This is a genomic window from Kushneria pakistanensis (genome assembly GCF_014652795.1).
GTDB lineage: Bacteria > Pseudomonadota > Gammaproteobacteria > Pseudomonadales > Halomonadaceae > Kushneria > Kushneria pakistanensis.
Window position 1 is genome coordinate 789,201 of record NZ_BMZM01000002.1, and the last position, 23,180, is coordinate 812,380.

Genomic DNA, 23,180 nt, shown 5'->3' on the forward strand with positions numbered 1-23,180 from the left:
CTCGGGCGGGCGCGCCATTCGTCTATTGCCTTTAATATCGATGCACAGTAGTCAATCAAAGAGCAACAACAAGAGGGCGTAAAGATGATGATTGTCGATCTGATTGATGGCGATGATTTTCGGGCGCGACTGGTGGCGCTTGGCGTCCATATACCCGAAGGCGCAGGGCCGGATACCTGTGCGCGAATGGCGCTGTGCAAGCATCGAGGCGAGGGTGTCGAAGGGTTGAAGGAGCTCGTGGATGAACTGGTCAGGCGATCCGATATCCTGCTGCCCTCGGTGCGACAGGCCATTGATCATTACCTGCTTCCAGCACTGAATTAAAAAAACCGGATTGACCGACATAAAAAAGGGACTGGCTCACAAGTCGTGGCCAGTCCCTTTAACGTTTTATACTGCCTTTAAACGCTCAGTGGCGTGATTCCCGGAATCAGCCCTTGGCCAGATGCAGGGCGGGCGCTTCCTGACCCAGATGGCTGAGCATGCGCTCGCTGTACCAGTTAACAAAGTCGATCACGCCAAACTCGTAGGTCTCGGAGTACGGACCAGGCTGATAGGCCCTTGAGTTGATACCGCGCTGATTTTCCTCGGCCAGCTGACGGTCCTGGTCGTTGGTAGCGTCCCAGACGCGGCGCATATTTTCCGGATCATAGTCCACGCCTTCGACGGCATCCTTGTGCACCAGCCACTTGGTCGTGACCATGGTCTGCTGCGGCCCGATCGGCAGCACGCGGAACACGATGGAATGATCACCCATGAAATGGTTCCATGAGTTGGGCAGGTGCAGAATGCGCAGCGAGCCCATGTCCGGGCTGGTCAGGCGGCCCATGAGCTTGTTGCAGGCCGGCTTGCCGTCCATGGTCATCGAGACCACGTTATCGAGCAGCGGCGTACGGGTCAGGCGGTTGCGCTTGCCAAAGCGCTTGAGCTGCCAGGGCACCTGCTCACGGTTCCAGTCGGCCTGCTTGCGGGTGACCAGATCCTTGTACTTGTCAGTGGCGCGCGGGTCTTCGGTGTCATCGAACTCGATCAGTGAATTCAAGAGCTCCGGGTGCGCGCCATTGCAGTGATAGCACTCGCGGTTGTTCTCGATGACCAGCTTCCAGTTCGCCTGCTCAACGATGGTGCTTTCCACTGCCACCTTGACGTTATCCATGTCGTACGGCTCGAGATAATGCTCAAGCGTGACCAGGAAGTCGTCGATGGCCGGGGGTTCTTCACTCAGATTGATGAAGATAAAACCGCCGGCGGTACGGGCATTGACCGGCTTGAGGCCGAACTGGTTGAGATCGAAATCGGCGCCCATGTCGCTGCCGGCAAACAGCAGCCGACCATCAAGTTCATAGGTCCACTGATGGTAGGGACAGACCAGCTTGGCGACCTTGCCCTTCTCCTTCGTACACAGCCTTGACCCGCGGTGACGACAGACGTTGTGGAAGGCATGTACTGCACCTTCTGCGCCACGAACGATGACGATCGGGTTGTTGCCGATCTCCAGCGTCATGAAATTGCCCTTGGCGGGAATCTCGCAGGTCATGCCCGCAAAGAGCCACTCCTTTTCGAACACTTCCTGTATATCGAGGGCGAAAAATCGCGCATCGTTATAAAACGGCTGCGGCAGGGAGTAGGTGGGGTTTCTGTTCTGAAGCAAATCGGCCGCGGCCTGGCGTGCCTGGTTCAGAACATCATCAGGTCCATATGAAGCAGTCATGTCCATACCAAATATCCTTTTTATTGGCGTCTTCCCGCGAAGACGACAACTCGGTTGAGCGGATGTTATTTATGTTGTGTGACCTGGTATTCATGCATGGGAAAAAATCGATCCATCTTGATTGATGGCGATTGTGGTATACGGATGTGGCTTATGGTTGTCTACCCGCGACATGAAAGAGTGTCACGGCGACCTGATGGGTCAATGACAGACAGAAAGTGGGGATGAAAGGTATGCGCGTGTCGCTGACAGACAAGCCCTGCGTGAGATGCGTCACCAGAATGCCAAAATGAAAGGGTGTCGGACCGTGTCGTCAACACGGATCGGCGAGCGAATAGCTGTGGCACTGCCAGGCAGAGAACATTATGACAATGAACTTTTTCAATCCGGTTACAACCCAGACCTGGACCAACGGCCGCCACGAGGTGCGATGCGTCAAGATCATCCAGGAGACCTGGGATGTACGCACCTTCTGCTTCATGGCCGAGCAGCCCGTAATGTTCTTTTTCAAGCCCGGTCAGTTCGTGACCCTTGAACTGGAGATTGAGGGTGAGCAGGTCATGCGCTCCTATACCATCTCCAGTTCGCCATCGATTCCCTACAGCTTTTCGATCACCGTCAAGCAGGTGCCCGGCGGCAAGGTCTCCAACTGGCTGCATGCCAACATGAACGTGGGCGACAAGATTGCCGTCCATGGCCCGGTGGGCAATTTCAACTCGATCGACTTCCCGGCCGACAAGGTGCTGCTGTTGTCCGGTGGCGTGGGTATCACGCCGCTGATGTCCATGACGCGCTGGTTTTTCGATACCAACGCCAACGTGGATGTCGAGTTCATCCACAGCGCCCGCGCACCGCGCGACGTGATCTATCACCGCGAACTCGTGCACATGTTCTCGCGTATCCCTGAGTTCAAGCTGCATATCGTGTGTGAAAAGAAAGAGGACATCGGCGAGGCGTGGGCCGGTTACCGGGGCTTTCTGACCCAGCCCATGCTCGAGCTCATGGCACCTGACTTCCTGGAGCGCGAGATCTTCTGTTGTGGCCCGGTGCCCTACATGAACGCGATCAAGGCAATCCTGCGCGAAAACAACTACGACATGGATCACTACCATGAAGAGTCGTTTGGCGCGACGCCGGCCGACGTCAAGGAGGATGCCCTGGAGCTGGCCGAAATGGCCGAGGAAGCCGCCGAAAACGTCGACGAGGCCGATCTGGTCACCGTCGAGTTTGCTGCCTCCGGCAAGAGTGTCCAGGTACAACCCGGCGAGACGGTACACAGTGCGGCGGCCCAGCTGGGGCTGCATATTCCCAAGGCCTGCGGCATGGGCATCTGTGGTACCTGCCGGGTCGAGCTCAAGTCAGGTGAGGTCGATATGGATCATAACGGCGGGATTACGGATGAGGATATCGAGGAAGGGTACATCCTGTCGTGCTGCAGTCGCGTCAAGGGTGATCTGGTGGTGGACTTCTAGGCCGCCGCAATGATGGATGGCGACAACGTCGCCATCCGGTCTGCATGTCCTGTATGACAAGGGCCACCATAAAAAATGGCCATTAAAAAAACGCTCATGGGCAATGACCATGAGCGTTTTTTGTCGTGTCCTTCAGGCCATTACACGCCTGTCAGACGCGTTTTCAGGCAACGCCCAGCATGCCGTGCGGGTCGAGGACAAACTTGCTGGCCACGCCCTTGTCGAACTGCTCGTAGCCCTGGGGCGCGTCTTCCAGCGAAATCACCTGAGCGTTGACGATCTCGGCGATGTTGAGACGACCGTGCAGAATGGCCTGCATCAGCTGGCGGTTGTACTGCACCACCGGGGTCTGGCCGGTATGGAAGGAAAGCCCCTTGGCCCAACCCTTGCCAAAGCGCAGGCTGAGGCTGCCGGTCTGCGCCGCTTTTTCCGCAGCACCCGGGTCTTCGGTTACGTAAAGCCCCGGAATACCGATGGCGCCACCTTCACGGGTGATGTCCATCATCTGGTTGAGCACCACCGCCGGCTGCTCCTTGCCACTGTGTCCCACTGCCTCGAAACCGACGGCGTCGATGGCGCTGTCCACGCTCGGCTCGCCGACCACGGCGGCAATCATCTCGCCCAGACGGTCGTGGTTGTTCAGATCGATCGGCTCAAAGCCCATCTTGCGCGCATGCTCCAGACGGTCCCTGTTGAAGTCACCGATCATGACCACCGCGGCCCCCAGAAGACGGGCCGACGCTGCCGCTGCCAGACCCACCGGGCCTGCACCGGCAACATACACGGTCGAGCCTGCGCCCACGCCTGCCTTGAGTGCACCGTGGAAACCGGTCGGCAGGATGTCGCTCAACATGGTCAGGTCGCGAATCTGGTTCATCGCCTGATCGCGGTCCGGGAACTTGAGCAGGTTGAAGTCGGCGTAGGGCACCATGACGTAACGGGCCTGTCCACCGACCCAGCCACCCATGTCGACGTAGCCATAGGCACCGCCGGCACGGTCATCATTGACGTGCAGGCACAGGCCGGTGTGGCCTTCCTTGCAGGTGCGGCAGCGGCCACAGGCCACGTTGAAGGGCACGGAGACGATATCGCCGATGTTGAGAAACTCGACGTCACTGCCCTTCTCGATGACTTCGCCGGTGATCTCGTGACCCAGCACCATGCCCTGGGGCGCCGTGGTACGACCACGCACCATATGCTGGTCAGAGCCGCAGATATTGGTGGATACCACCTTCAGGATGACCCCGTGATCAATGGGTTTGCCGTTGGGCGTTTCCATTTTCGGGTAGGCAATGTCCTGTACTTCAACCTTGCCGCCACCGATGTAAACCACGCCGCGATTGTCTGACATGCTGGAACCTCCTGGTGCCATCCGTGTATTGAAAATACCAGGCCAGCGCGGCGCGCTCTCTGCACCATGATGGTGCGCAAAACGCCCGGGACGGAACCTGGAGCACTAGAGTGGAACAGGGGCGAGGGGGAGAGTTATCCGTGGGCGACGTCATAAGGTGGCTGGGCGACGTCGTTATCCAATGGTCGTATGACTGTCGCCCAGGGACAGGCATGTCGCAAATACACCAGGCAGTGACGTCGGCAAGCATTTCGGGGTGGGGGAGCAGCGATACCATCGCAACATGATAGCGTGCGATATGAACACTCGGCGCTGCATTCGATTCATTCCAGATAACAAATGATTTGATGATAAGGAGGCGTGATGCTTCATCATGGTTTCTCTCCCAGCGCGCAACTGTCTGATTACGACGACGCCCTGGCCGAGGCGATCGCTGAAGAAACACAGCGACAGGAAGCGCATATCGAACTGATCGCTTCCGAAAACTACACCAGCCGCTACGTCATGCAGGCCCAGGGCACGCAGCTGACCAACAAGTATGCCGAAGGCTATCCGGGCAAGCGCTATTACGGTGGCTGCGAGTTCGTCGACAAGGTCGAGGCCATGGCGATCGAGCGGGCCTGTGAACTCTTTGGCGCCCACTATGCCAACGTACAGCCGCACTCCGGTGCCCAGGCCAATGCCGCGGTGTTCATGGCGCTGGTCAAGCCCGGCGACACCATCCTGGGCATGAGCCTGGCCCACGGCGGCCACCTGACCCATGGCGCGGCCCCGAACTTCTCCGGCAAGTATTACAACGCCGTGCAGTACGGCCTGAACCCCGAGACCGGCCAGATCGACTACGACGAGGTCGCGGCACTGGCGCGTGAGCATCAGCCGAAAATGATCATCGCAGGCTTTTCAGCCTACTCGCGCGTGATCGACTGGCAGCGCTTTCGCAGTATCGCCGATGAGGTCGGCGCCTATCTGATGGTCGACATGGCCCACATTGCCGGTCTGGTCGCCGCCGGTCTCTACCCGAGCCCGCTGCAGCATGCCCATGTCGTGACCACGACTACCCACAAGACCCTGCGCGGCCCGCGCGGTGGCCTGATCCTGTCGGCCGAGACTGACGAGACGCTGTACAAGAAGCTCAACGGCGCTGTCTTTCCGGGCCAGCAGGGCGGTCCGCTCATGCACGTGATCGCGGCCAAGGCCGTGGCCTTCAAGGAAGCCATGAGCCCGGATTTTGTCGACTACCAGCGTCAGGTCATTGCCAATGCGCGTGCCATGGCAAAGGTGTTCATTACCCGCGGTTTTGATGTGGTCTCCGGCGGTACCGATGACCACCTGTTCCTGGTCTCGTTGATCAAGCAGGGCGTGACCGGCAAGGATGCAGACGCCGCCCTCGAGCGCGCCCATATCACCGTCAACAAGAACGCCGTACCCAACGATCCGCAAAGCCCGTTTGTCACCTCGGGGCTGCGTATCGGCACGCCGGCGGTCACTACACGCGGCTTCCAGGAAGAGGACTGCCAGCAGCTGGCGTCCTGGATCTGCGACATTCTGGATGCGCTGGCCGGGCAGAGTGATACCGGCGCGGTAGAGCGCGAGGTCCAGCTCAAGGTAGAAGCGCTGTGCGCACGTTATCCGGTTTATGGTCAGGCCCGGACCCATGCTGATGAAGCGCGTGAAAGCGAAGCTTCCGTAGTCTGAATCACGGCCGACAGCAGGCTCCGTCGGAGCCGTTAAAGGAGAGAGTCAATGCAACGTTATTCCGGCTTCGGACTGGTCAAACATGCGTTCGGTCATCACGAGAACTGGGAGCGCCAGTGGCGCAACCCCGAGCCCAAGAAGCGTTACGACGTCATTATTGTTGGCGGCGGCGGTCACGGGCTGGCGACAGCCTACTACCTGGCCAAGGAGTTCGGCATCAAGAATGTCGCCGTGGTCGAAAAGGGCTGGCTGGGCGGTGGCAATACCGCACGTAACACGACCATCGTGCGTTCCAACTACCTGTGGGACGAGGCAGGGCGCCTTTACAACCACTCGCTGGATCTGTGGAAGAACCTGTCGCAGGACCTGAACTACAACGTGATGTTTTCCCAGCGTGGCGTGCTCAATCTGGGCCACACCCTGCAGGACATGCGTGACATTCAGCGCCGCGTCAACGCCAACCGCCTCAACGGTATCGACAGTGAGGTGGTCACGCCGCAGCAGATCAAGGAGATCGAACCCGAAATCGATATCTCCAACCGGGCGCGCTATCCGATCATGGGCGCCTCCTGGCAGAAAAGCGCCGGTGTGGCACGCCATGACGCAGTCGCCTGGGGCTTTGCCCGCGGCGCTGATGCCCTCGGCGTGGACCTTTTGCAAAACACCGAAGTGACCGGCTTCAAGATTCGCGACGGCAAGGTGCTCGGCGTTCACACCAACCGCGGTGATATCGAAGCCCATACCGTGGGCTGTGTCGCGGCGGGTAACTCCGGCGTTCTGGCGAAGATGGCCGGCATCAAGCTGCCGCTGGAGTCTCATCCGCTGCAGGCGCTGGTATCCGAGCCGCTCAAGCCGATTCTCAACACCGTCACCATGTCCAACCACGTTCATGGCTACGTGAGCCAGTCCGACAAGGGCGATCTGGTCATCGGTGCCGGCATCGACGGCTATCTGGGTTACGGTCAGCGCGGCAGCTACCCCACCATCGAGCATACCCTGCAGGCCATCGTCGAGATGTTCCCGATGTTCTCAAGGGTGCGCATGAACCGTCAGTGGGGCGGCATCGTGGACACCTGCCCCGATGCCTGTCCGATCCTGTCAAAGACGAAGGTCAAGGGACTTTATTTCAATTGCGGCTGGGGCACCGGCGGCTTCAAGGCCACCCCCGGTTCAGGACATGTGTTTGCTGCCAGTCTGGCAAAAGGTGAAATGCATCCTATCGCGGCACCCTTTTCCATCGACCGTTTCCACACCGGTGCCCTGATCGATGAGCACGGCGCTGCTGGCGTGGCGCACTGAGGAGAGCCCATCATGTTTTATATCTTTTGCCCCTACTGCAAGGAGCACCGCGAGGAAGAGGAGTTTCATCCCCGCGGTCAGGCCCATCTCATGCGTCCTGCCGACCCGGACAACTGCGACGACGAAGAATGGGGCGACTACCTGTTTTTCCGGGATAACCCGCGTGGCATTCACCACGAGATGTGGGTGCACTCGGTCGGCTGTCGCAAGTTTTTCAACATCACCCGCAACACGGTGACCTACGAGATTCTTGAGACCTATCCGATGGGCGAGCAGCCGACCATTACGGCTGACGATCCCTCCGTTCGTCATGAGCAGGGTGTTCAAACGGCCGATGGCGGCTGGCAGACCGTCGGCGCGCAACCCGAAAGCCAGGCGCTCAACGAGGAGGCCTCGTCATGACCCAGACCAATCGTATTGCGGCAGGCGGGCGTATCGATCGTTCGCACGGCCTTGAGTTCACCTTCAATGGTCAGCGCTATCAGGGCTATGCCGGCGACACGCTGGCCTCGGCGCTGCTGGCCAACGGCGTGGATATCGTCAACCGCAGTTTCAAGTACTCGCGTGCCCGCGGCATCGTCGCCGCCGGTGCCGAAGAGCCCAATGCCGTGGTGCAGCTGGGTGCCCGGGAAAATACCCAGGTCCCCAACGTGCGTGCCACGCAGCAGGGGCTCTATGACGGTCTGGTCGCGCGCAGCACCAACGGCTGGCCCAACGTTCAGCGTGACGTGATGAGCTGGGTCGGCAGGCTGGGCGGCAACTTCATGCCGCCGGGCTTTTACTACAAGACCTTCATGTCACCGGCCTCGATGTGGATGACCTACGAGAAGTACATCCGCATGGGCGCAGGTCTTGGGCGTGCCCCGACCGAATCCGACCCGGATATCTACGACCACATGCATCACCACTGTGACGTGCTGGTCATCGGTGCCGGCCCGGCGGGCCTTGCCGCAGCATTGAGTGCTGCCCGTGGCGGTGCACGCGTCATGCTGTGTGATGAGCAGGAAGAGATGGGCGGCTCACTGCTGGACAGCCGCGACACGCTGGATGGCGTATCAAGCGTGCGCTGGGTCGAGCAGACGCTCAACGAGCTGGCCGCCATGGAGACCGTGACGCTGCTGCCGCGCACGACCGCCAACGGCTATCACGATCACAACTTTGTCACCCTGCACGAGCGGCGTACCGAGCACCTGGCCGATACCGCCAGTGATGCAGGCTTCCCCGGACAGGCACGTGCCCGCCTGCACCGCGTCCGCGCCACACGCGTGGTGCTGGCCACCGGCACCCATGAGCGTCCGCTGGTCTATGCCAACAACGACCTGCCCGGCAACATGGTCGCCGGCGCCGTGTCGACCTATATCCGCCGTTACGCGGTGATGCCCGGCAACAACCTGGTCATCACCACGACCAATGACCACGCCTATCGTGCCGCGCTGGACTGGCAGGAAGCCGGGCGCAAGGTGGTGGCCATCGTGGATGCGCGTCCCAGCCCGGACGGTGATCTGGTCCGCCAGGCCCGTGACAGCGGCATTCGCGTCATCACCGGCAGCGCCGTGATCGAGGCGCGTGGCAATCAGCGTGTTACCGGTGCCCGCGTATCGGCCATTGATATCAACCATTTCGTGATTACCGGGCGCATCGAGGATCTGGAGTGCGACACGATCGCAAGCTCCGGTGGTTACAGCCCGGTGGTTCACCTGTCCTCGCACACCGGCACGCGTCCGCAGTGGCATGAAGACCTGCTGGGCTTTGTGCCCGGTGAGGTCAAGGGCATGATCCCGGCAGGCGGCGTGGCAGGCCACTATGCGCTGGGCGAGACGCTCTCCGACGGCGCCCGTGCCGGGCGTCAGGCGGCCATCGACAGCGGTCTTGAAAATGTCGCAGAGATCAAGCTGCCGGAGACCAGGGCGCGCCGCGACGGCCCGGCCTGTGCGCTTTATCAGGTGCCGCACGAAAAGAGTGCCCTGCGCGCACCCAAGCAGTTTGTCGATCTGCAAAACGATGTCACGGCCTCGGCCATTGAGCTGGCCACCCGTGAAGGCTTTGAGTCCATCGAGCACGTCAAGCGCTACACCGCGCTGGGCTTTGGTACCGATCAGGGCAAGCTGGGCAACATCAACGGCATGGCCATTGCCGCACGCTGTCTGGGCCGCTCCATCCCTGAAGTGGGCACCACGGTGTTTCGCCCCAACTACACGCCGATCACCTTCGGTGCGATCGTCGGTCGTCACTGCGACGAGCTGTTTGATCCCAAGCGCTATACCGCCCTGCATCAGTGGCACGTCGAGCATGGCGCCGAGTTCGAGGACGTGGGCCTGTGGAAGCGCCCCTGGTACTTCCCGCGCAACGTCAACGGCAAGAAGGAAAGCATGCACGACGCCGTGGCGCGCGAGTGTCTCGCCGTGCGCGAACGTGTGGGCATTCTGGATGCCTCGACGCTGGGCAAGATCGACATTCAGGGCCCGGATGCCCGTGAGTTTCTGGGGCGTGTCTACACCAACAAGTGGGCCAAGCTGGAGCCGGGTCGCGTCCGTTACGGACTGATGTGCAAGGACGATGGCATGCTGATGGACGATGGCACCACCAGCTGTCTGGGCGACAACCACTTCCTGATGACCACCACTACCGGTGGTGCCGCGGCGGTCCTTGAGTGGCTGGAACTGTGGCATCAGACCGAGTGGCCGGAGCTGCAGGTCTATTTCAACTCGGTCACCGACCACTGGGCCACCATGACCGTGACCGGACCCGACGCGCGCAAGCTGATGTCGGAAGTTACCGACATTGATCTTGATCGCGAGAAGTTCAAGTTCATGGACTGGAAGGAAGGCAACGTGGCCGGGGTACCGGCGCGCGTGTTCCGGATCTCGTTTACCGGCGAGCTGGCCTATGAGATCAACGTCCAGGCCAACTACGCCATGCAGGTCTGGGAAACCCTGTTCGAGCACGGCAAGAAGTATGACCTGACACCCTACGGTACCGAGACCATGCACGTGCTGCGTGCCGAGAAGGGTCTGATCATCGTGGGGCAGGATACCGATGGTTCGGTCACGCCCGAGGATCTGGGCATGCAGTGGGCGGTCGGTTACGACAAGCCGTTTGCCTGGATCGGCAAGCGTTCCCTGACGCGCCCGGACACCATGCGGGGTGATCGCAAGCAGCTGGTCGGGCTCAAGCCGAGGGATCCGAATGTGGTACTGGAGGAGGGCGCGCAGATCGTGCTCGATCCCAATGAGTCGATTCCCATGAGCATGGTGGGCCATGTGACCTCAAGCTATTACAGCCCGACGCTGGAAGGCAGCTTTGCGCTGGCCGTGCTGAAAAACGGCCGCGAGCGGATGGGCGAGACCGTCTATCTGCCCATGTCCGATGGCAGGACACATGAGGCTGAAGTCGTCAGCACCGTCTTTATCGACCCCAAGGGAGAGCGCCAGAATGTCTGACGTTAAAGAGTTCGAGACCCGTCCGGCCGACACCTCAAGGGCAGAGTCACCGCTGACATGGTCGCTGCATGAGCAGAAATCGCTGCCCCATGCGTCCAACCCGGGCATCATCCTGAGCGAGAAGCCCTTTCTGGGCCATCTGGTCGTGCGCGGTGGTGCCATCGTGCTCGACGAGGCGGTGCGCGAGGTAATGGACATGGCCCTGCCGGCGAAGCCGCACGCGCTGGTCAGCGATGACAGCGGCGAGCGCACGATTCAGTGGCTCTCGCCCGATGAGTGGCTGATTATCGTGCCCGGCGGTGAGGAGTTTGCGCTGGAACAGAAGCTGCGCCAGTCGCTGGGGCAGTCCCATTTCAGCATCGTCAACGTCAGCGGCGGCCAGACGGTATTGTCGCTCAAGGGCAAGTGGGCACGTGAGGTGCTCATGAAGTCGATTTCCTACGACGTGCATCCGCAGGCGTTTCCGGTCGGCAAGGGGGTTTCCACGGTCTTTGCCAAGGCCACGGTGATTCTGCGTCGCGCCGAGGAAGATGGCTGGGAGCTGGTCATCCGCCGCAGCTTCGCCGACTACTGCTACCGCTGGTTGCTGGACGCCTCAAGCGAGTATGGCGTCAGCGTCACACGCTAGACCCTGAAGGGCCGAAGGCATACGCCTTCGGCCCTTTTTTATGGGCTACAAGACATAACAAGAGAAACGCCATGACCCGAACCGCCGATACCTGGATCCTTGCGGCGCAGTGCCCCAGCATTCTGGGCACCGTGGATGTCGTCACACGCTTTCTCAAGGAGCAGCGCTGCTACATCACCGAACTCAACTCCTTTGATGATCGGTTGAATGAGCGCTTTTTCATTCGCGCCGAGTTTCGCCCGCTGGAAAGCGACTTCAGCAGTGAGGCCTTTGAAAGAGACTTTGGCACGCGGGCGCTGGATTTCGACATGTCCTTTGAGCTGACGCCGCCCAACAAGCGCACCAGGGCCGTCATCATGGTGTCAAAGGCCGATCACTGTCTGAACGATCTGCTCTATCGCTACCGCACCCATCAGCTGCCGCTGGAGATCTGTGCGGTTGTCTCCAACCATCCCGATCTGGAGCCGCTGGCCCAGTGGCACGGTCTGCCCTGGCACCATCTGCCGGTTACGCCGGAGACCCGGGAGCAGCAGGAACGCCAGATTCTCGACATCATTGAGCAGACCGATGCCGAACTGGTGATTCTGGCGCGCTACATGCAGGTGCTCTCGGCGCGCATGTGTGATGTGCTGGCCGGGCGGGCCATCAATATTCACCATTCCCTGCTGCCGGGCTTCAAGGGCGCCAAACCCTACCACCAGGCCTATGAGAAGGGCGTGAAGCTGGTCGGCGCCACGGCGCACTACATCAACAATGATCTTGATGAAGGCCCTATCATCGCTCAGGGGGTGGAGCCGGTGGATCATGCCCATTATCCGGAAGACCTGGTGGCCAAGGGGCGCGATATCGAGTGCCTGACACTGGCGCGTGCCATCGGTTATCACCTCGAGCGCCGCGTCTTTCTCTACTCGGGTCGCACGGTGGTCCTCGGCCACTGAGTCTTTTCGGAGCGGACTGTGCGCTGTCGCGGTTCGCTTTTGAATCCTGATCAGGCTGTCGATGCCCGCCGGACGTCATGTCCTTTTCATCGCTTCTGCCCGCGCGATATCAACACGATGTACCGGCTCGAATCCGGACCGTTGTGGCAGGCCTTTCGGAAGCTGCGGTTATTTCATCTCCTATACGGCTTCGTCCGGGGCGCGCCTGCCGTGGTGCCTTTCCTCCACATCAGGCGTGAACCAGCGAGGCCAGGAGCTTTGATGGCGAACGTCGGCATCCACACACGGGATCAAACGCTCGGTCAGGACATGGGTCTGTCCTGTGGTTCTGGCCGTTCGGTATTTGACGCTGTGAATGCATTCTCGATCGCCAAACTCACAGCGATTGAGTCGGGTACCGCCGCAGGGGCCGTTGGCAAGTCCCTTGGGGCAGGTCTCGGGGCAGATGTACAGGGTCTCTTCAAGGCGGCAGCTGCCGCAGGTATCACACCCTGCGACCGGCCCTTTCAGGCGACGTTCCAGCTGGTGCAGCCAGCGAGCGCCGCGCGGTGTGCGCCAGAGAGGGCGTCTGCAGAGCCAGCCAAATCCTCGGCTCACCGGGTTGTTGCGGCTGAACAGCAGGGCGTGAAGGGCCGACAGCATATGGTAGCGACACTGCTCCTTTCCGGTGGCCCGGACACCTGATTCGCCCAGCTGCCAATCGGCATGTGCCGGGTGGAAGCTTACGCTCGCAAGACCAGGCATCTGCCAGCTGGCGTCCCAGGCCGCAGACCATTGTGACAGTGTCTGGATGTCCGAAAGCCGATTGGTGATCACCTGCTCCAGGGCCTGCAGCTGCTCCGGCGTGTGAATACCTGACAGGTGGATGCCGGCATAGCCCATCAGGCGCAGACCGATGATCTGCAGTCCGAGGCGGAAAAGGCTGCGTTCCCGGGCATACGCGCGCGAGACGGCCGCCTCGGCGGCCAGCAGATCGCGCATCGAGGCAGTCACCACCACACCGGGGACCTTTTCCAGCAGGGTGGCGTTTTTGAAGGTCAATGCCATGACGCAGGCCAGCAGCGGGACAGGCGCGGCCTGTTGCTGCATCCACTGGTGGGCCTCCCGATGCTTTTGTGCATCAAATCCCAGCTGCAGGGTGAGAAAGTCCGCGCCCGCCGCGAGCTTCTTTTGAGCCTTGAAATATTGCGCGCCGCCTTCCTCCTCATGGTACTTGAACGGATTGAGGGCAGCGCCGAGCAGCCAGGTCGGCCTGGCCTGCCGGACGATCTGCAGGGCAGGCACCGATTCCAGATAACGTATCGGCTGACCGGGCTGGTGACCGGGGAGGCGATCACCACTGAGAAGCAGAAGCTGGTCCAGGCCGGCGGCGTCCATCTGTTCCAGCTGCCTCAGCAGGTCATGGCGTTCCCGATCCTTGCCGGAAAAGTGAAGCAGCGTCGGCAGGGGGCGCGTCAGCCTTGAGCATGCCGTCAGTGGCGAGAGATCCTGACTGCTGCTGACCCGATCCGCGACTGCGGCGACCATCGGCCAGCCACACAGCTGCGCGCGCTGCATCATTGACTCGAAGACAGCGCAGCGCTCACCACAGCGTCCGGGGACGAACTCCACAACGCAGACAAAGCGTTGCTCTCGCAGTGCTTCTCTTAACATGCTCAATTTCCCTCATCGTGCCCGGTTCCTCTCGACACGATCATCACTTTTTCAGCGTCAGGCGCCTCGCGGCAGGGCTCCCCATGGCAGGACATGACGCCACTCGACCATGAGGCAAATTTGTAATCATCATGAGGATATTCAGTTTGTTTCATGATCAAGAGCCGCCGACAATGCTTCATCAAATGGTCAACCAGGCACTGTCCATCATGCCGGAGCGGTCCTGACGGTCTGGCGGCTGAGCGCACTGCGCTGCTGCGCCACGCCATGGTTGTGAGGCAGTCTCCGGTCGGCAGGCAGGGGTCTGGTGGGTATTTCGGAAATCAGGGTGGCATGGCGCAATGAACGAAACGTTTGCATTTACCATTAAAAGTACGGGTTTCGATGAAGATTATCGACCGTCGGACAATACTCGCATCACCACCAATTTCGCCAACCTGGCCAGGGGCGAAAAGCGTCAGGAGAACCTGCGCAATACCCTGAAAATGATCAATAACCGTTTTAACACGCTGGCACACTGGGACAATCCTGAAGGCGACCGTTACCGCGTCGAACTCGACATCATTTCCGTTGAAATGGCGCTGGATGCTACACGTCCCGACAACGCGCTGCCGCTGATCGAAATATTGAAGACCCGTATCATTGATTTGAATACCGATACCTCTATCGAAGGTATTGCAGGCAATAACTTCTCTTCCTACGTGCGCGATTACGATTTCAGCGTTCGCCTGCAGGCGCACAACAGGGGGAAGCCGGGCTTCAGCGTTCCAGAGAATTTCGGCGAGTTACACGGCAATCTGTTCAAGCGCTTCGTCAACTCAAGCGTCTACAGGTCGCATTTCAATAAACCGCCTGTCATCTGCATCAGCGTCTCGAGCAGTAAAACCTATCATCGCACCGATAATCACCATCCCGTGCTGGGTATTGAATATCGTCAGGACGAGTATTCCCTGACCGATGAATATTTCCAAAAAATGGGATTAAAGGTTCGCTACTTCATGCCAAAGGGTAGCGTCGCACCTCTGGCGTTTTATTTCTTTGGTGACCTGCTCAATGATTACACCAATCTTGAACTGATCAGTACCATCAGCACGATGGATACCTTTCAAAGGATCTATCGTCCCGAAATCTACAATGCCAATTGCGCCGCAGAAAAAACCTGGCAGCCGAGTCTGGAGCATCAGGATTATTCGCTGACGCGCATTGTTTATGATCGGGAAGAGCGCAGCCGACTGGGGATTGAGCAGGGCAGGTTCGTGGAGGAGCACTTCATCAAGCCCTACCAGGCACTTCTTGAGCAGTGGTTTCTCGCCGACGCTCGTTGATCCACCCGGCAACAAGGCTATTTATCATGAAAAGGTTATTACCCACGTCAACGGCCGGCAGCCTGCCCAAACCTTCCTGGCTTGCCCAGCCGGAAACGCTCTGGTCTCCCTGGAAGCTGCAGGATCAGGCGCTGACGGAGGGCAGGGAGGATGCGCTGCGTCTGTCACTGCATGAACAGCAGCGGGCCGGTATCGATATCGTCAGTGATGGTGAGCAGTCGCGTCAGCACTTTGTCACCACGTTTATCGAACACCTTGACGGCGTCGATTTCGAACGGCGCGAGACCGTCAAAATTCGTGATCGCTATGAGGCGAGCGTGCCTACGGTGGTGGGGGCCGTGGCCCGCCAGAAGCCCGTTTTTGTCGATGATGCCAGGTTTTTGCGCCAGCAGACCGAAAAGCCCATCAAGTGGGCGCTGCCGGGGCCCATGACGATGATCGATACGCTGTATGACAAACACTATAAAAGCCGCGAAACGCTGGCCTGGGAGTTTGCCGGGATTCTCAATCAGGAGGCCCGCGAGCTGCAGGCTGCCGGCGTTGATATCATCCAGTTCGACGAGCCGGCCTTTAATGTCTTTTTCGATGAGGTCAACGACTGGGGCATTGCGGCGCTTGAAAGGGCAGTGGAAGGACTTGAGTGCGAAACCGCCGTGCATATCTGCTATGGCTACGGCATCAAGGCCAATACGGACTGGAAAAAAACGCTGGGCACCGAATGGCGCCAGTACGAGGAAATTTTTCCCAGACTGCAGACATCCAGCATCGATCTTGTTTCTCTTGAGTGTCACAACTCCCATGTCCCGATGGATCTCATTGAGCTCATTCGGGGCAAAAAGGTGATGGTGGGCGCGATCGATGTGGCCACCCATGCCATCGAGACACCGGAAGAGGTGGCCAATACCCTGCGAAAGGCACTTCAGTTCGTGGATGCCGACAGGCTCTACCCCTGCACCAACTGCGGCATGGCGCCCCTGCCGCGTCATGTGGCAAGGGGCAAGCTGAATGCCCTGAGTGCTGGCGCCGACATTATCCGCCGGGAGCTCTCTACCTGATATCGAGCCCGCAGCGGGCATAACCATTTGAGGATGCGCTGGCAGGGCAGGACCGGCCTTACAGCTGGCCCAGCTCATGTCGCCAGCGGCGAAGGGTGCGCCGCTGGCGGCGTGTCACGAACTGTTCGGTATGGATGGTTTCAGGGGCCAGGAGAATACGGCCGTCGTCGGTCTTTTCCATGTGAAAGGTGCGTCTGGCGCCTATGGGGTGTTTTTCGGCGCCAAAGGTAGCAATCAGGCTGATTTCCACCGAGACCAGCTGGTGTTCTCCATCGGCGATATCGTAGTGCTCATTGAGCTTGAGACCCTGAGCGAGGCCTACCTGGCGGATCATGTTGCCAAAGGTGCCGGCTTCCAGATAATCGCCCGGCTTCATCGGCCCCTGGCGGGTGAAGTCATGCAGCCCCACGTCAGTGCCATTGTCGGGCGGGTCGATATCCACCGCCTTGCCGGCTTCATCCACGATATCGGTCACATCGCAGTACCACTGCTCTTCCGAAGTCCTGAGTCGCGCCATGACAAGGTCAATGAAGACACTTTGCTGACTCATGTTGCTGAACAGACAGACCGAATTGATATCGCGCCCCTTGCCGCGATTGATGATGATCTGCGGGCGACGCTGCATACGAAAGTTGTGCAGCATCAGCTGTAAATAAATTGCCCAGATGAGCAGCATGCCAACGCTGGTCAGGCCGCTGAAAACGGTGGCATTTTCGGTAATCCAGTGCCACAGACCACCCAGCGATGAAAACATTGAAAGGCTCTTTGATCATGACGGATTGATGTTTGGCAACAATACCTCATGAAGCCAGTCGTAGACTGACCGGGATTTTCCCATTGAGATGAAGATAATCATTATCGAAGTCGGCAAATTCTGCCAATTGCTTCCAGTCAGTAATCGTCAATGTCTTTTGACAAAGGGTCACCAGCTTCTCATGCCTGAGCAGTTGCAGGGAGCGGTTAAGGTGTACAGGCGAAAGCCCCAGCGCTTCGCTGAGCGCGACCTGCGTCAGCGGAAAATGCATGCTGTTGCCCTCCGTCTTTCCAATAATGAAAGAGCGGGTAAAAAGCTCACACAGAAGGTGGGCCAGACGCATGGCCGCCGGGCGCCGGGTAACATTCAAAAGCCACTCGCCCATGATGGATTTATCCACGATCGATGACCAGGCAAGGCCCTGTGCCAGCCCCGAGTCGGGCTCAATGCGCGTGAGCAGCTTCTGCCGGTCTATTCGGGTAATGCGCACATCAGACAGCGCCTTGATGGAGTGATCAAGCCGGCTTTGTACGCTGGAGATCTCTTCACAATGATCACCCTGCAAAATAAAGGAGATCACCTGGTCTGTACCGTCGTGAGCGCTTTTGAAACGGCCTGCCCAGCCATCGGTCACGATATCGATCCTGTCGGATCTTTCGCCCGCTTTTGCCAGTGTCTGCCCCTTGGCAAACAGATGCTTGCTCTCGACACACTCCTGAATAGCGGTTTTTTCTGCCTGGGTAAGACAAGCGTAAAAATTCATTTTATTAATAAATGAGTACATTGATTTCCCCATGCTTTCCCGGCTGAACAGGTCCATTTAATATCCGACAGGAGGGAAGGCAGTGGCCTTCCCTCCCCAGGTTGACATCCTTGTCAGTCATGCATTTCTTACCTGGCTCCAGTGATGGTTGTTTCCTGTGTTCTGAGCACCTTTCCTGCTGGACGCTGATATCCGTTCAGGATCATCAATGGCATGTCGCCACCATGAAGACCGTCGTACTACAGCCCGGCCTCGAATGGCCTTTCACGATTCGCGACAGTTGCCATATCATTCACTCGGCCATGCGGTCCCGCGGTATAAAAAAGAAACACCTTGCAGTACCGTGTACGGCAAAATAAATCTTTTGGTAGCAGTAAAAAATTATTTTCCAGGGGCCTGGCTTTTAATTAGCCCGACTGCTGCTTATTAGCGCTTCCGATATGGTCTCCGGGAAGCTGTTTGTTGGGAATAACTCATGTTATTTTCAGGATCCTTGATCAGCATTATTTGTCTGATTGTTGTAATAGGATGTTACCCCCTTGTATTAAGGTCGGGGGTTGATTAATGAAATATTGGAATACGCCACATTTTCATGATTTGCAATTAATTTGCCAGGGGTAAGCGTATTAATTCTTCTAGCTAAAAATAATATGGAAGTAAATGCGCGTTGTTTGTTCGAGATTAATGATCCAGGTCAAATTTTTCGATTAATGGCAAGGGTTCCATCGTGAATAAAGCTGTCATTTGCCATGGAATCATGCTGCAATGTACGGAATTTTTCGGAGTTTCTTAATGTTCGATCCACTGCTCAAGAAGCTTCAGCACTATACGGATCTGGGGAAAAAAGAAGTCAGCGTGCTGTGTTCAGCGCCCGAGAAAACAAGGCAATTCGACAAGGGCGAGCACATCATCAGTGAGGGGGAGAACCCGGTTGTCGTCCACATGATGGTGGAAGGCTGGGCCTGTCGCTGCAAGATGCTTTCCGATGGCCGCGAGCAGATCATGGGCTACCTGATCAAGGGGGATATGTGTGACCTGCATGTCACCCTGCTCTCGCACATGGATCACTCCATCCGCACCCTCACCTCTGCCACTGTTGCCATGATCCCCCAGGAAAGTATCGAACAGATCTTTGAGGATTATCCGCGCCTGGCCAGAGCGCTTTCATGGTCCATGACGGTAGATGAAGCCATCACCCGACACTGGATACTCAATGTTGGATTACGCAGCGCCGAGGCACGCGTTGCACATCTTTTTTGCGAGATGCTTTTGCGTTTTCAGACAGCAGGGCTCACCTCGGATAATACGATCGATATGCCCTTGACCCAGACCAATATGGGTGAGGCGCTTGGCCTGACCCCGGTCCATATCAATCGGGTATTACAGCGCCTGCGGCAAAAAAATCTCATTACACTGGCGCATAAAAAGCTGGTGGTGCTTGATCTGGAAGGACTTAAAGAGGTTGCCGAATTCGATGATGCCTACCTGCACATCAGGTGATCAGCAGTAGCAGAAGAGTCGTTGATAGCGGGTAAAAATAAAAAAGAGGAGCGAATCCTTTCGCCCCGCGTCTTTTGCCTTCCTTGACATGCTCGTATTGTCACTCTGTTGATTTGAACGGTACATAAACTGGATCAAGTCAGTGTCGTTATTTCACATCAATTGATTGCTGCTTAATGTGCGTTGGCATATGACACAACGTTACATGATTAATGTTGTGTCTTGTCGATCAATGATGGTGTTAAACAAGCGTTATAAAGTAACCGGATATTCAATGCAGGCTCATGTGTTGTATTCAGCGTTATTGGCATTAAAAACCGTGGTATTGCCTGACAATATAATATTGAAATGGCGCAGAGAAAGCCGGCCGTACGGCAATAGGCTACCCTTGTGGCGATAGCGCCAATATTGAATATGGCGTGAACATGGGCACGGCTGGGCGTCCAGAGGCAGCCTTTGCTGACAGCGATACAAGCGAAGCTTCCACGCATGGAAGCTTCGCTTTTTTATGGCGTCGGGATCAGCCGTTTCAGGCGCGCTGGGTTCGCCAGGCTCTAACGCTCAATACCACCAGCGTGACCGCGGTCAGGGGCAGGGCGTACATCAGGACGGCGTCGCCCAGCAGCGTGGCGCTGTCGTGTTGGGTCGAATAGAGTACCAGGTAAGCGGTGTAGGCAATGTAATAGACCAGAAACAACAGCCCTTCCCAGCGCTCGATCAGATAGCCGGTAAAAAAGATCGGCAGGCAGGCCAGCGACACGGCAATCATGACCGGGAAGTCAAAGGCCAGCGCATTGGCGGCCACGGGAATACCACTGGGGGCTACCAGCGCAGACAACCCCAGCACGCACAGCAGGTTGAAAAGCCCGCTGCCCACCACGTTGCCCACGGCAATATCACGCTCACCCCGCACGGCAGCCAGAATCGAGGTAGCAAGCTCCGGCAGGGAGGTCCCGACCGCCACAACGGTCAACCCGATCACCAGATCCGATAGCCCCAGTGCCCGCGCCAGTGCGGTGGCACCTTCCACCAGAAAGTGGGAGCCGGCCACCAGTAGTGCCAGGCCTGCCACGATCATGACCAGATACCAGAGCCAGGCCATCGGGCCGCGCGAGGGCGCCGGGTCGGATTCAGGGTTTTCCAGGGCGGCTGCCTGCGCCTCCTTTTTGCTCGCACGCATGCTGCTGATCACCATGAACATCGTATAGGCCACGATGCAGGCAAAGAGCAGCGCGCCATCGAGTCGGCTCAATACCCCATTGGCGCCCAGCGCCCAGACCAGCAGCCCGGCCGCGATCAGAAGCGGCACATCCAGGCGAATCAACTGGCGCGAGACGATCAGGGGCGCCACCAGCGCCGTCAGGCCCAGAATCAGCAGCACATTGGCAATATTGCTGCCGACCACGTTGCCCAGTGCCAGGTCACCGCTGCCGCTGAACGCCGACTGGACGCTGACCGCGGTTTCCGGCGCGCTGGTGCCAAAGGCCACGACCGTCAGGCCGATCACCAGCGAGGGAATACCAAAAAGCGCCGCCAGTTTCGAGGCGCCACGGACCAGCACTTCGGCCCCGCCCATCAACAGCACAAGGCCGGCAGCAAGATAGATAAGGGTCATCAACGTCATGTCAGACGCTCCTGGCAGGTTGTTGTCATGGACGTATCGTTAACACGGTCATCAAGGCAACGATAATGGTCGATGATGGCCAATCATACCAGGGTATATCGTATATCGTTGATATAGTCATGTATGAAAGAGACCGACAATAAAAGGGGTCCGATACCGTGGTATCGGACCCCTGAACAGCGCTGAAGCGAGAGAAAGGGCGTTAGCGCTTGGCGGTGGTATCTTCCTGCTCGGAGCGCTCAAGGAAGGCCTTGGTGACGGCGGGAAGATTGTCTTCCAGCCACTTCGCCATGGCCTCTTCTTCCTTGAGGATGCGTTCACAGGCCGAGCGGATCTCGGGTTCGCCGAGATAGTCGGCGGCACCGATCAGCGCGCGATAGTTGGCAATCTCGAAATGCTCGAAGGCGTAGCTGGCCGAGCCGCCCTTGACGACTTCATCACTGGTGAACATGCCACCCATGCCCTGGGCCGTGGCGGCCATCTTGCCACCCATGTCCTTGAAGCCGGAAGTGCTGCCATGCAGACGCTGGATGCACTCTTCCAGCAGTGCTGACTGCCCCTGGGTTTCCTCGATATGCTGCTCGATGCGGGCATGAAGCTCCGGGTAGTGCTCGATACGCTTGGCCTGGGCCTTGAGCATGGTCTCTGCCTGCTGCTCCATGGCATGGGCATCACGCAGCCAGTCCATCAGATGTGCTCTTGCATCCGTTGCCATATCACTTCTCCTTTCGCTGACAAACATATTGCCGCCGATCCGGCACCGATATCACCGCTGACGGCGATATCGGTGTTCAGTTTTCCGGTTCGCTACCCTTGAGCCTTTAGAGCTGTTCCTTCTGGGCACCGGAGCCGGGTCTGGCCTTGCCAAGCGTGGGCACCTGACCCTGCGGCTCGGGCTGCTGCTTGAAGCTGAAGTTGCTGCGGCCATCCAGCGACGGGCCTTCGCTCCAGCGACCCTGAGGCGCTTCCTTGTCGAGCAGGGTATTGAGGAAGTAATAGGAGTGCTCGGTGGCCTCATGCTCCTGGGGCGTGCTGTTGGGAATCGGCAGGCTGGCCTGCAGACCGCCCATGTCCTCGATGACGGCCAGCCACTGCTGCTGGTGATAGGTGTCACGGGCGATGAGGAACGACAGGAAGTCCTTCATGCCCTTGTCATCGGTCCAGTTATACAGACGGCTGGCGAGTACGCGGCCGCTGGCCTCTGCCGCCACGTTGGCCTGCATGTCAGCGGCAATGTTGCCGGTGGCATAGATGTGGCTCATGTCAAAGGGCACGCCATTGGCGTTGACCGGCATGGCAGAAAGCCCGGAGGAGAGCAGGTGACGCGGGTTGGCCCCACCCAGAATCGCGTTGATGACGGGATCCTTGGCCGACTCTTCCTGATAGGAGACGGGTGCGCCTTCCAGATTGAGTGCCACGGCATGGCCCAGCATCTCGATGTGGGCGAGTTCTTCGGTGGCCGTGGACATCAGAAGGTCACGAATGCGGTCATCACCCCGGGCGCCCATGGCCTGGAAGAAATACTGCATGGCCACGCGGATCTCGCCTTCGACGCCACCGATGGCCTGCTGAAGCAGCATGGCAAACTGCGGATCGGGCTTGTCGACACGGACCGGATACTGAAGCTTTGAAGAATGATGGAACATGAATGCCTCCCTGCATGATGTTCAAAAAAACGGAAAACGATGAAGGAGCCGGCATGACAGGTGGGTATTCAACAATCGCGCCCTTCGTGAATGAAGCGCCCGATGGTCAGGTACCCACGCATGATCATCATGCGGGCTACTGCATTGAGCGTGGGCAGAAAGGGGAAAAACAGCAAAACTTATAAGGTGTTTTAATATATAAAAATGTGTCGTTTTTTGATGCATTAATGTACATCAAGGTGCTTTGATGAGGATGAACTACGCGGGGAGATTTTAGGCAGGAAAGGTTAATACATGTTTTACAAACGCTGATGGTTTATCAAGTC

Annotated in this window: 19 protein-coding genes; 10 read left to right on the forward strand and 9 right to left on the reverse strand. The window is 58.3% G+C overall.

The genetic code is table 11. The features are described from left to right. Positions 1 to 51: 51 nt before the first annotated feature. Both IE123_RS09000 and gbca read right to left on the reverse strand, forming a co-directional pair. The gene (locus tag IE123_RS09000) at positions 52 to 300 is read right to left on the reverse strand and encodes a hypothetical protein (protein ID WP_189517254.1); all 249 of its coding nucleotides are present in this window, start codon (positions 298 to 300) and stop codon (positions 52 to 54) included. A 130-nt stretch (positions 301 to 430) separates the two neighbouring features. Further along, the gene (gbca, locus tag IE123_RS09005; protein WP_189517256.1) at positions 431 to 1,717 is read right to left on the reverse strand and encodes a glycine betaine monooxygenase oxygenase subunit; all 1,287 of its coding nucleotides are present in this window, start codon (positions 1,715 to 1,717) and stop codon (positions 431 to 433) included. A gap of 359 nt (positions 1,718 to 2,076) precedes the next feature. Here gbca and gbcB point away from each other — a divergent pair, with 359 nt between their 5' ends. Then, on the forward strand, positions 2,077 to 3,183 hold the full coding sequence (gene gbcB / locus IE123_RS09010) for a glycine betaine monooxygenase reductase subunit (protein ID WP_189517257.1): 1,107 nt from the start codon (positions 2,077 to 2,079) through the stop codon (positions 3,181 to 3,183). Positions 3,184 to 3,346: 163 nt separating this feature from the next. Here the strand turns inward: gbcB and fdhA are convergent, their stop codons facing one another. Further along, on the reverse strand, positions 3,347 to 4,534 hold the full coding sequence (fdhA, locus tag IE123_RS09015; protein WP_189517259.1) for a formaldehyde dehydrogenase, glutathione-independent: 1,188 nt from the start codon (positions 4,532 to 4,534) through the stop codon (positions 3,347 to 3,349). A 363-nt stretch (positions 4,535 to 4,897) separates the two neighbouring features. Here fdhA and glyA point away from each other — a divergent pair, with 363 nt between their 5' ends. The 6 genes from glyA to purU all read left to right on the forward strand — a co-directional run bounded on the left by glyA (position 4,898) and on the right by purU (position 12,534). Beyond that, positions 4,898 to 6,229 carry a serine hydroxymethyltransferase gene (gene glyA / locus IE123_RS09020; protein ID WP_189517261.1) on the forward strand — a complete coding sequence of 444 codons (1,332 nt, stop codon included), beginning with the start codon at positions 4,898 to 4,900 and terminating at the stop codon, positions 6,227 to 6,229. Positions 6,230 to 6,277: 48 nt separating this feature from the next. Next, on the forward strand, positions 6,278 to 7,528 hold the full coding sequence (locus tag IE123_RS09025) for a sarcosine oxidase subunit beta family protein (protein WP_189517263.1): 1,251 nt from the start codon (positions 6,278 to 6,280) through the stop codon (positions 7,526 to 7,528). Between the two features lie 12 nt (positions 7,529 to 7,540). Next, positions 7,541 to 7,930 carry a sarcosine oxidase subunit delta gene (locus IE123_RS09030; protein WP_189517266.1) on the forward strand — a complete coding sequence of 130 codons (390 nt, stop codon included), beginning with the start codon at positions 7,541 to 7,543 and terminating at the stop codon, positions 7,928 to 7,930. Further along, positions 7,927 to 10,968 (forward strand): sarcosine oxidase subunit alpha family protein, encoded by a 3,042-nt coding sequence (locus IE123_RS09035; protein WP_189517269.1) that lies wholly within the window; start codon positions 7,927 to 7,929, stop codon positions 10,966 to 10,968. Before IE123_RS09030 ends, IE123_RS09035 begins: the two co-directional genes overlap by 4 nt. After that, positions 10,961 to 11,596 carry a sarcosine oxidase subunit gamma gene (locus IE123_RS09040; protein WP_189517271.1) on the forward strand — a complete coding sequence of 212 codons (636 nt, stop codon included), beginning with the start codon at positions 10,961 to 10,963 and terminating at the stop codon, positions 11,594 to 11,596. Before IE123_RS09035 ends, IE123_RS09040 begins: the two co-directional genes overlap by 8 nt. Before the next feature lie 71 nt (positions 11,597 to 11,667). After that, a complete protein-coding gene (purU, locus tag IE123_RS09045; RefSeq protein ID WP_189517272.1) occupies positions 11,668 to 12,534 on the forward strand; it encodes a formyltetrahydrofolate deformylase in 867 nt (288 codons plus the stop codon). 180 nt (positions 12,535 to 12,714) lie between these two features. Here the strand turns inward: purU and IE123_RS09050 are convergent, their stop codons facing one another. After that, complete coding sequence (locus IE123_RS09050; RefSeq protein ID WP_229819676.1) at positions 12,715 to 14,187, reverse strand: methylenetetrahydrofolate reductase C-terminal domain-containing protein; 1,473 nt, start codon at positions 14,185 to 14,187, stop codon at positions 12,715 to 12,717. Positions 14,188 to 14,528: 341 nt separating this feature from the next. Between IE123_RS09050 and IE123_RS09055 the strand changes: the two genes are divergently transcribed. Together IE123_RS09055 and IE123_RS09060 are read left to right on the forward strand one after the other, a co-directional pair. Further along, positions 14,529 to 15,512 carry a DUF1852 domain-containing protein gene (locus IE123_RS09055; RefSeq protein WP_189517276.1) on the forward strand — a complete coding sequence of 328 codons (984 nt, stop codon included), beginning with the start codon at positions 14,529 to 14,531 and terminating at the stop codon, positions 15,510 to 15,512. A gap of 26 nt (positions 15,513 to 15,538) precedes the next feature. After that, positions 15,539 to 16,567 carry a methionine synthase gene (locus IE123_RS09060; protein WP_189517278.1) on the forward strand — a complete coding sequence of 343 codons (1,029 nt, stop codon included), beginning with the start codon at positions 15,539 to 15,541 and terminating at the stop codon, positions 16,565 to 16,567. Positions 16,568 to 16,625: 58 nt separating this feature from the next. Here the strand turns inward: IE123_RS09060 and IE123_RS09065 are convergent, their stop codons facing one another. Both IE123_RS09065 and IE123_RS09070 read right to left on the reverse strand, forming a co-directional pair. Next, complete coding sequence (locus tag IE123_RS09065) at positions 16,626 to 17,321, reverse strand: hypothetical protein (RefSeq protein WP_189517280.1); 696 nt, start codon at positions 17,319 to 17,321, stop codon at positions 16,626 to 16,628. 46 nt (positions 17,322 to 17,367) lie between these two features. Continuing rightward, positions 17,368 to 18,105 (reverse strand): Crp/Fnr family transcriptional regulator, encoded by a 738-nt coding sequence (locus IE123_RS09070; RefSeq protein WP_189517282.1) that lies wholly within the window; start codon positions 18,103 to 18,105, stop codon positions 17,368 to 17,370. 771 nt (positions 18,106 to 18,876) lie between these two features. On the opposite strand from IE123_RS09070, the gene IE123_RS09075 reads away from it, so the two are divergent. Further along, positions 18,877 to 19,584: a Crp/Fnr family transcriptional regulator gene (locus IE123_RS09075; protein ID WP_189517284.1), complete on the forward strand. Its 708-nt coding sequence runs from the start codon at positions 18,877 to 18,879 to the stop codon at positions 19,582 to 19,584. Between the two features lie 529 nt (positions 19,585 to 20,113). On the opposite strand, the gene IE123_RS09080 is transcribed toward IE123_RS09075, so the two are convergent. From IE123_RS09080 to IE123_RS09090, 3 genes are all read right to left on the reverse strand, one after another. Then, the gene (locus IE123_RS09080) at positions 20,114 to 21,208 is read right to left on the reverse strand and encodes a calcium/sodium antiporter (RefSeq protein WP_189517286.1); all 1,095 of its coding nucleotides are present in this window, start codon (positions 21,206 to 21,208) and stop codon (positions 20,114 to 20,116) included. Between the two features lie 202 nt (positions 21,209 to 21,410). Then, the gene (locus IE123_RS09085) at positions 21,411 to 21,923 is read right to left on the reverse strand and encodes a ferritin-like domain-containing protein (RefSeq protein ID WP_189517288.1); all 513 of its coding nucleotides are present in this window, start codon (positions 21,921 to 21,923) and stop codon (positions 21,411 to 21,413) included. A gap of 106 nt (positions 21,924 to 22,029) precedes the next feature. Next, positions 22,030 to 22,854 (reverse strand): manganese catalase family protein, encoded by an 825-nt coding sequence (locus tag IE123_RS09090; RefSeq protein ID WP_189517290.1) that lies wholly within the window; start codon positions 22,852 to 22,854, stop codon positions 22,030 to 22,032. Between the last annotated feature and the right edge of the window lie 326 nt (positions 22,855 to 23,180).

Bases quoted from the DNA above. Each gene is read 5' to 3' on its own strand.
- IE123_RS09000 (WP_189517254.1), bottom strand. From the start codon at position 300: ATGATCAATGGCCTGTCGCACCGAGGGCAGCAGGATATCGGATCGCCT.
- gbca (WP_189517256.1), bottom strand. From the start codon at position 1,717: ATGGACATGACTGCTTCATATGGACCTGATGATGTTCTGAACCAGGCA.
- gbcB (WP_189517257.1), top strand. From the start codon at position 2,077: ATGACAATGAACTTTTTCAATCCGGTTACAACCCAGACCTGGACCAAC.
- fdhA (WP_189517259.1), bottom strand. From the start codon at position 4,534: ATGTCAGACAATCGCGGCGTGGTTTACATCGGTGGCGGCAAGGTTGAA.
- glyA (WP_189517261.1), top strand. From the start codon at position 4,898: ATGCTTCATCATGGTTTCTCTCCCAGCGCGCAACTGTCTGATTACGAC.
- IE123_RS09025 (WP_189517263.1), top strand. From the start codon at position 6,278: ATGCAACGTTATTCCGGCTTCGGACTGGTCAAACATGCGTTCGGTCAT.
- IE123_RS09030 (WP_189517266.1), top strand. From the start codon at position 7,541: ATGTTTTATATCTTTTGCCCCTACTGCAAGGAGCACCGCGAGGAAGAG.
- IE123_RS09035 (WP_189517269.1), top strand. From the start codon at position 7,927: ATGACCCAGACCAATCGTATTGCGGCAGGCGGGCGTATCGATCGTTCG.
- IE123_RS09040 (WP_189517271.1), top strand. From the start codon at position 10,961: ATGTCTGACGTTAAAGAGTTCGAGACCCGTCCGGCCGACACCTCAAGG.
- purU (WP_189517272.1), top strand. From the start codon at position 11,668: ATGACCCGAACCGCCGATACCTGGATCCTTGCGGCGCAGTGCCCCAGC.
- IE123_RS09050 (WP_229819676.1), bottom strand. From the start codon at position 14,187: ATGTTAAGAGAAGCACTGCGAGAGCAACGCTTTGTCTGCGTTGTGGAG.
- IE123_RS09055 (WP_189517276.1), top strand. From the start codon at position 14,529: ATGAACGAAACGTTTGCATTTACCATTAAAAGTACGGGTTTCGATGAA.
- IE123_RS09060 (WP_189517278.1), top strand. From the start codon at position 15,539: ATGAAAAGGTTATTACCCACGTCAACGGCCGGCAGCCTGCCCAAACCT.
- IE123_RS09065 (WP_189517280.1), bottom strand. From the start codon at position 17,321: ATGTTTTCATCGCTGGGTGGTCTGTGGCACTGGATTACCGAAAATGCC.
- IE123_RS09070 (WP_189517282.1), bottom strand. From the start codon at position 18,105: ATGTACTCATTTATTAATAAAATGAATTTTTACGCTTGTCTTACCCAG.
- IE123_RS09075 (WP_189517284.1), top strand. From the start codon at position 18,877: ATGTTCGATCCACTGCTCAAGAAGCTTCAGCACTATACGGATCTGGGG.
- IE123_RS09080 (WP_189517286.1), bottom strand. From the start codon at position 21,208: ATGACGTTGATGACCCTTATCTATCTTGCTGCCGGCCTTGTGCTGTTG.
- IE123_RS09085 (WP_189517288.1), bottom strand. From the start codon at position 21,923: ATGGCAACGGATGCAAGAGCACATCTGATGGACTGGCTGCGTGATGCC.
- IE123_RS09090 (WP_189517290.1), bottom strand. From the start codon at position 22,854: ATGTTCCATCATTCTTCAAAGCTTCAGTATCCGGTCCGTGTCGACAAG.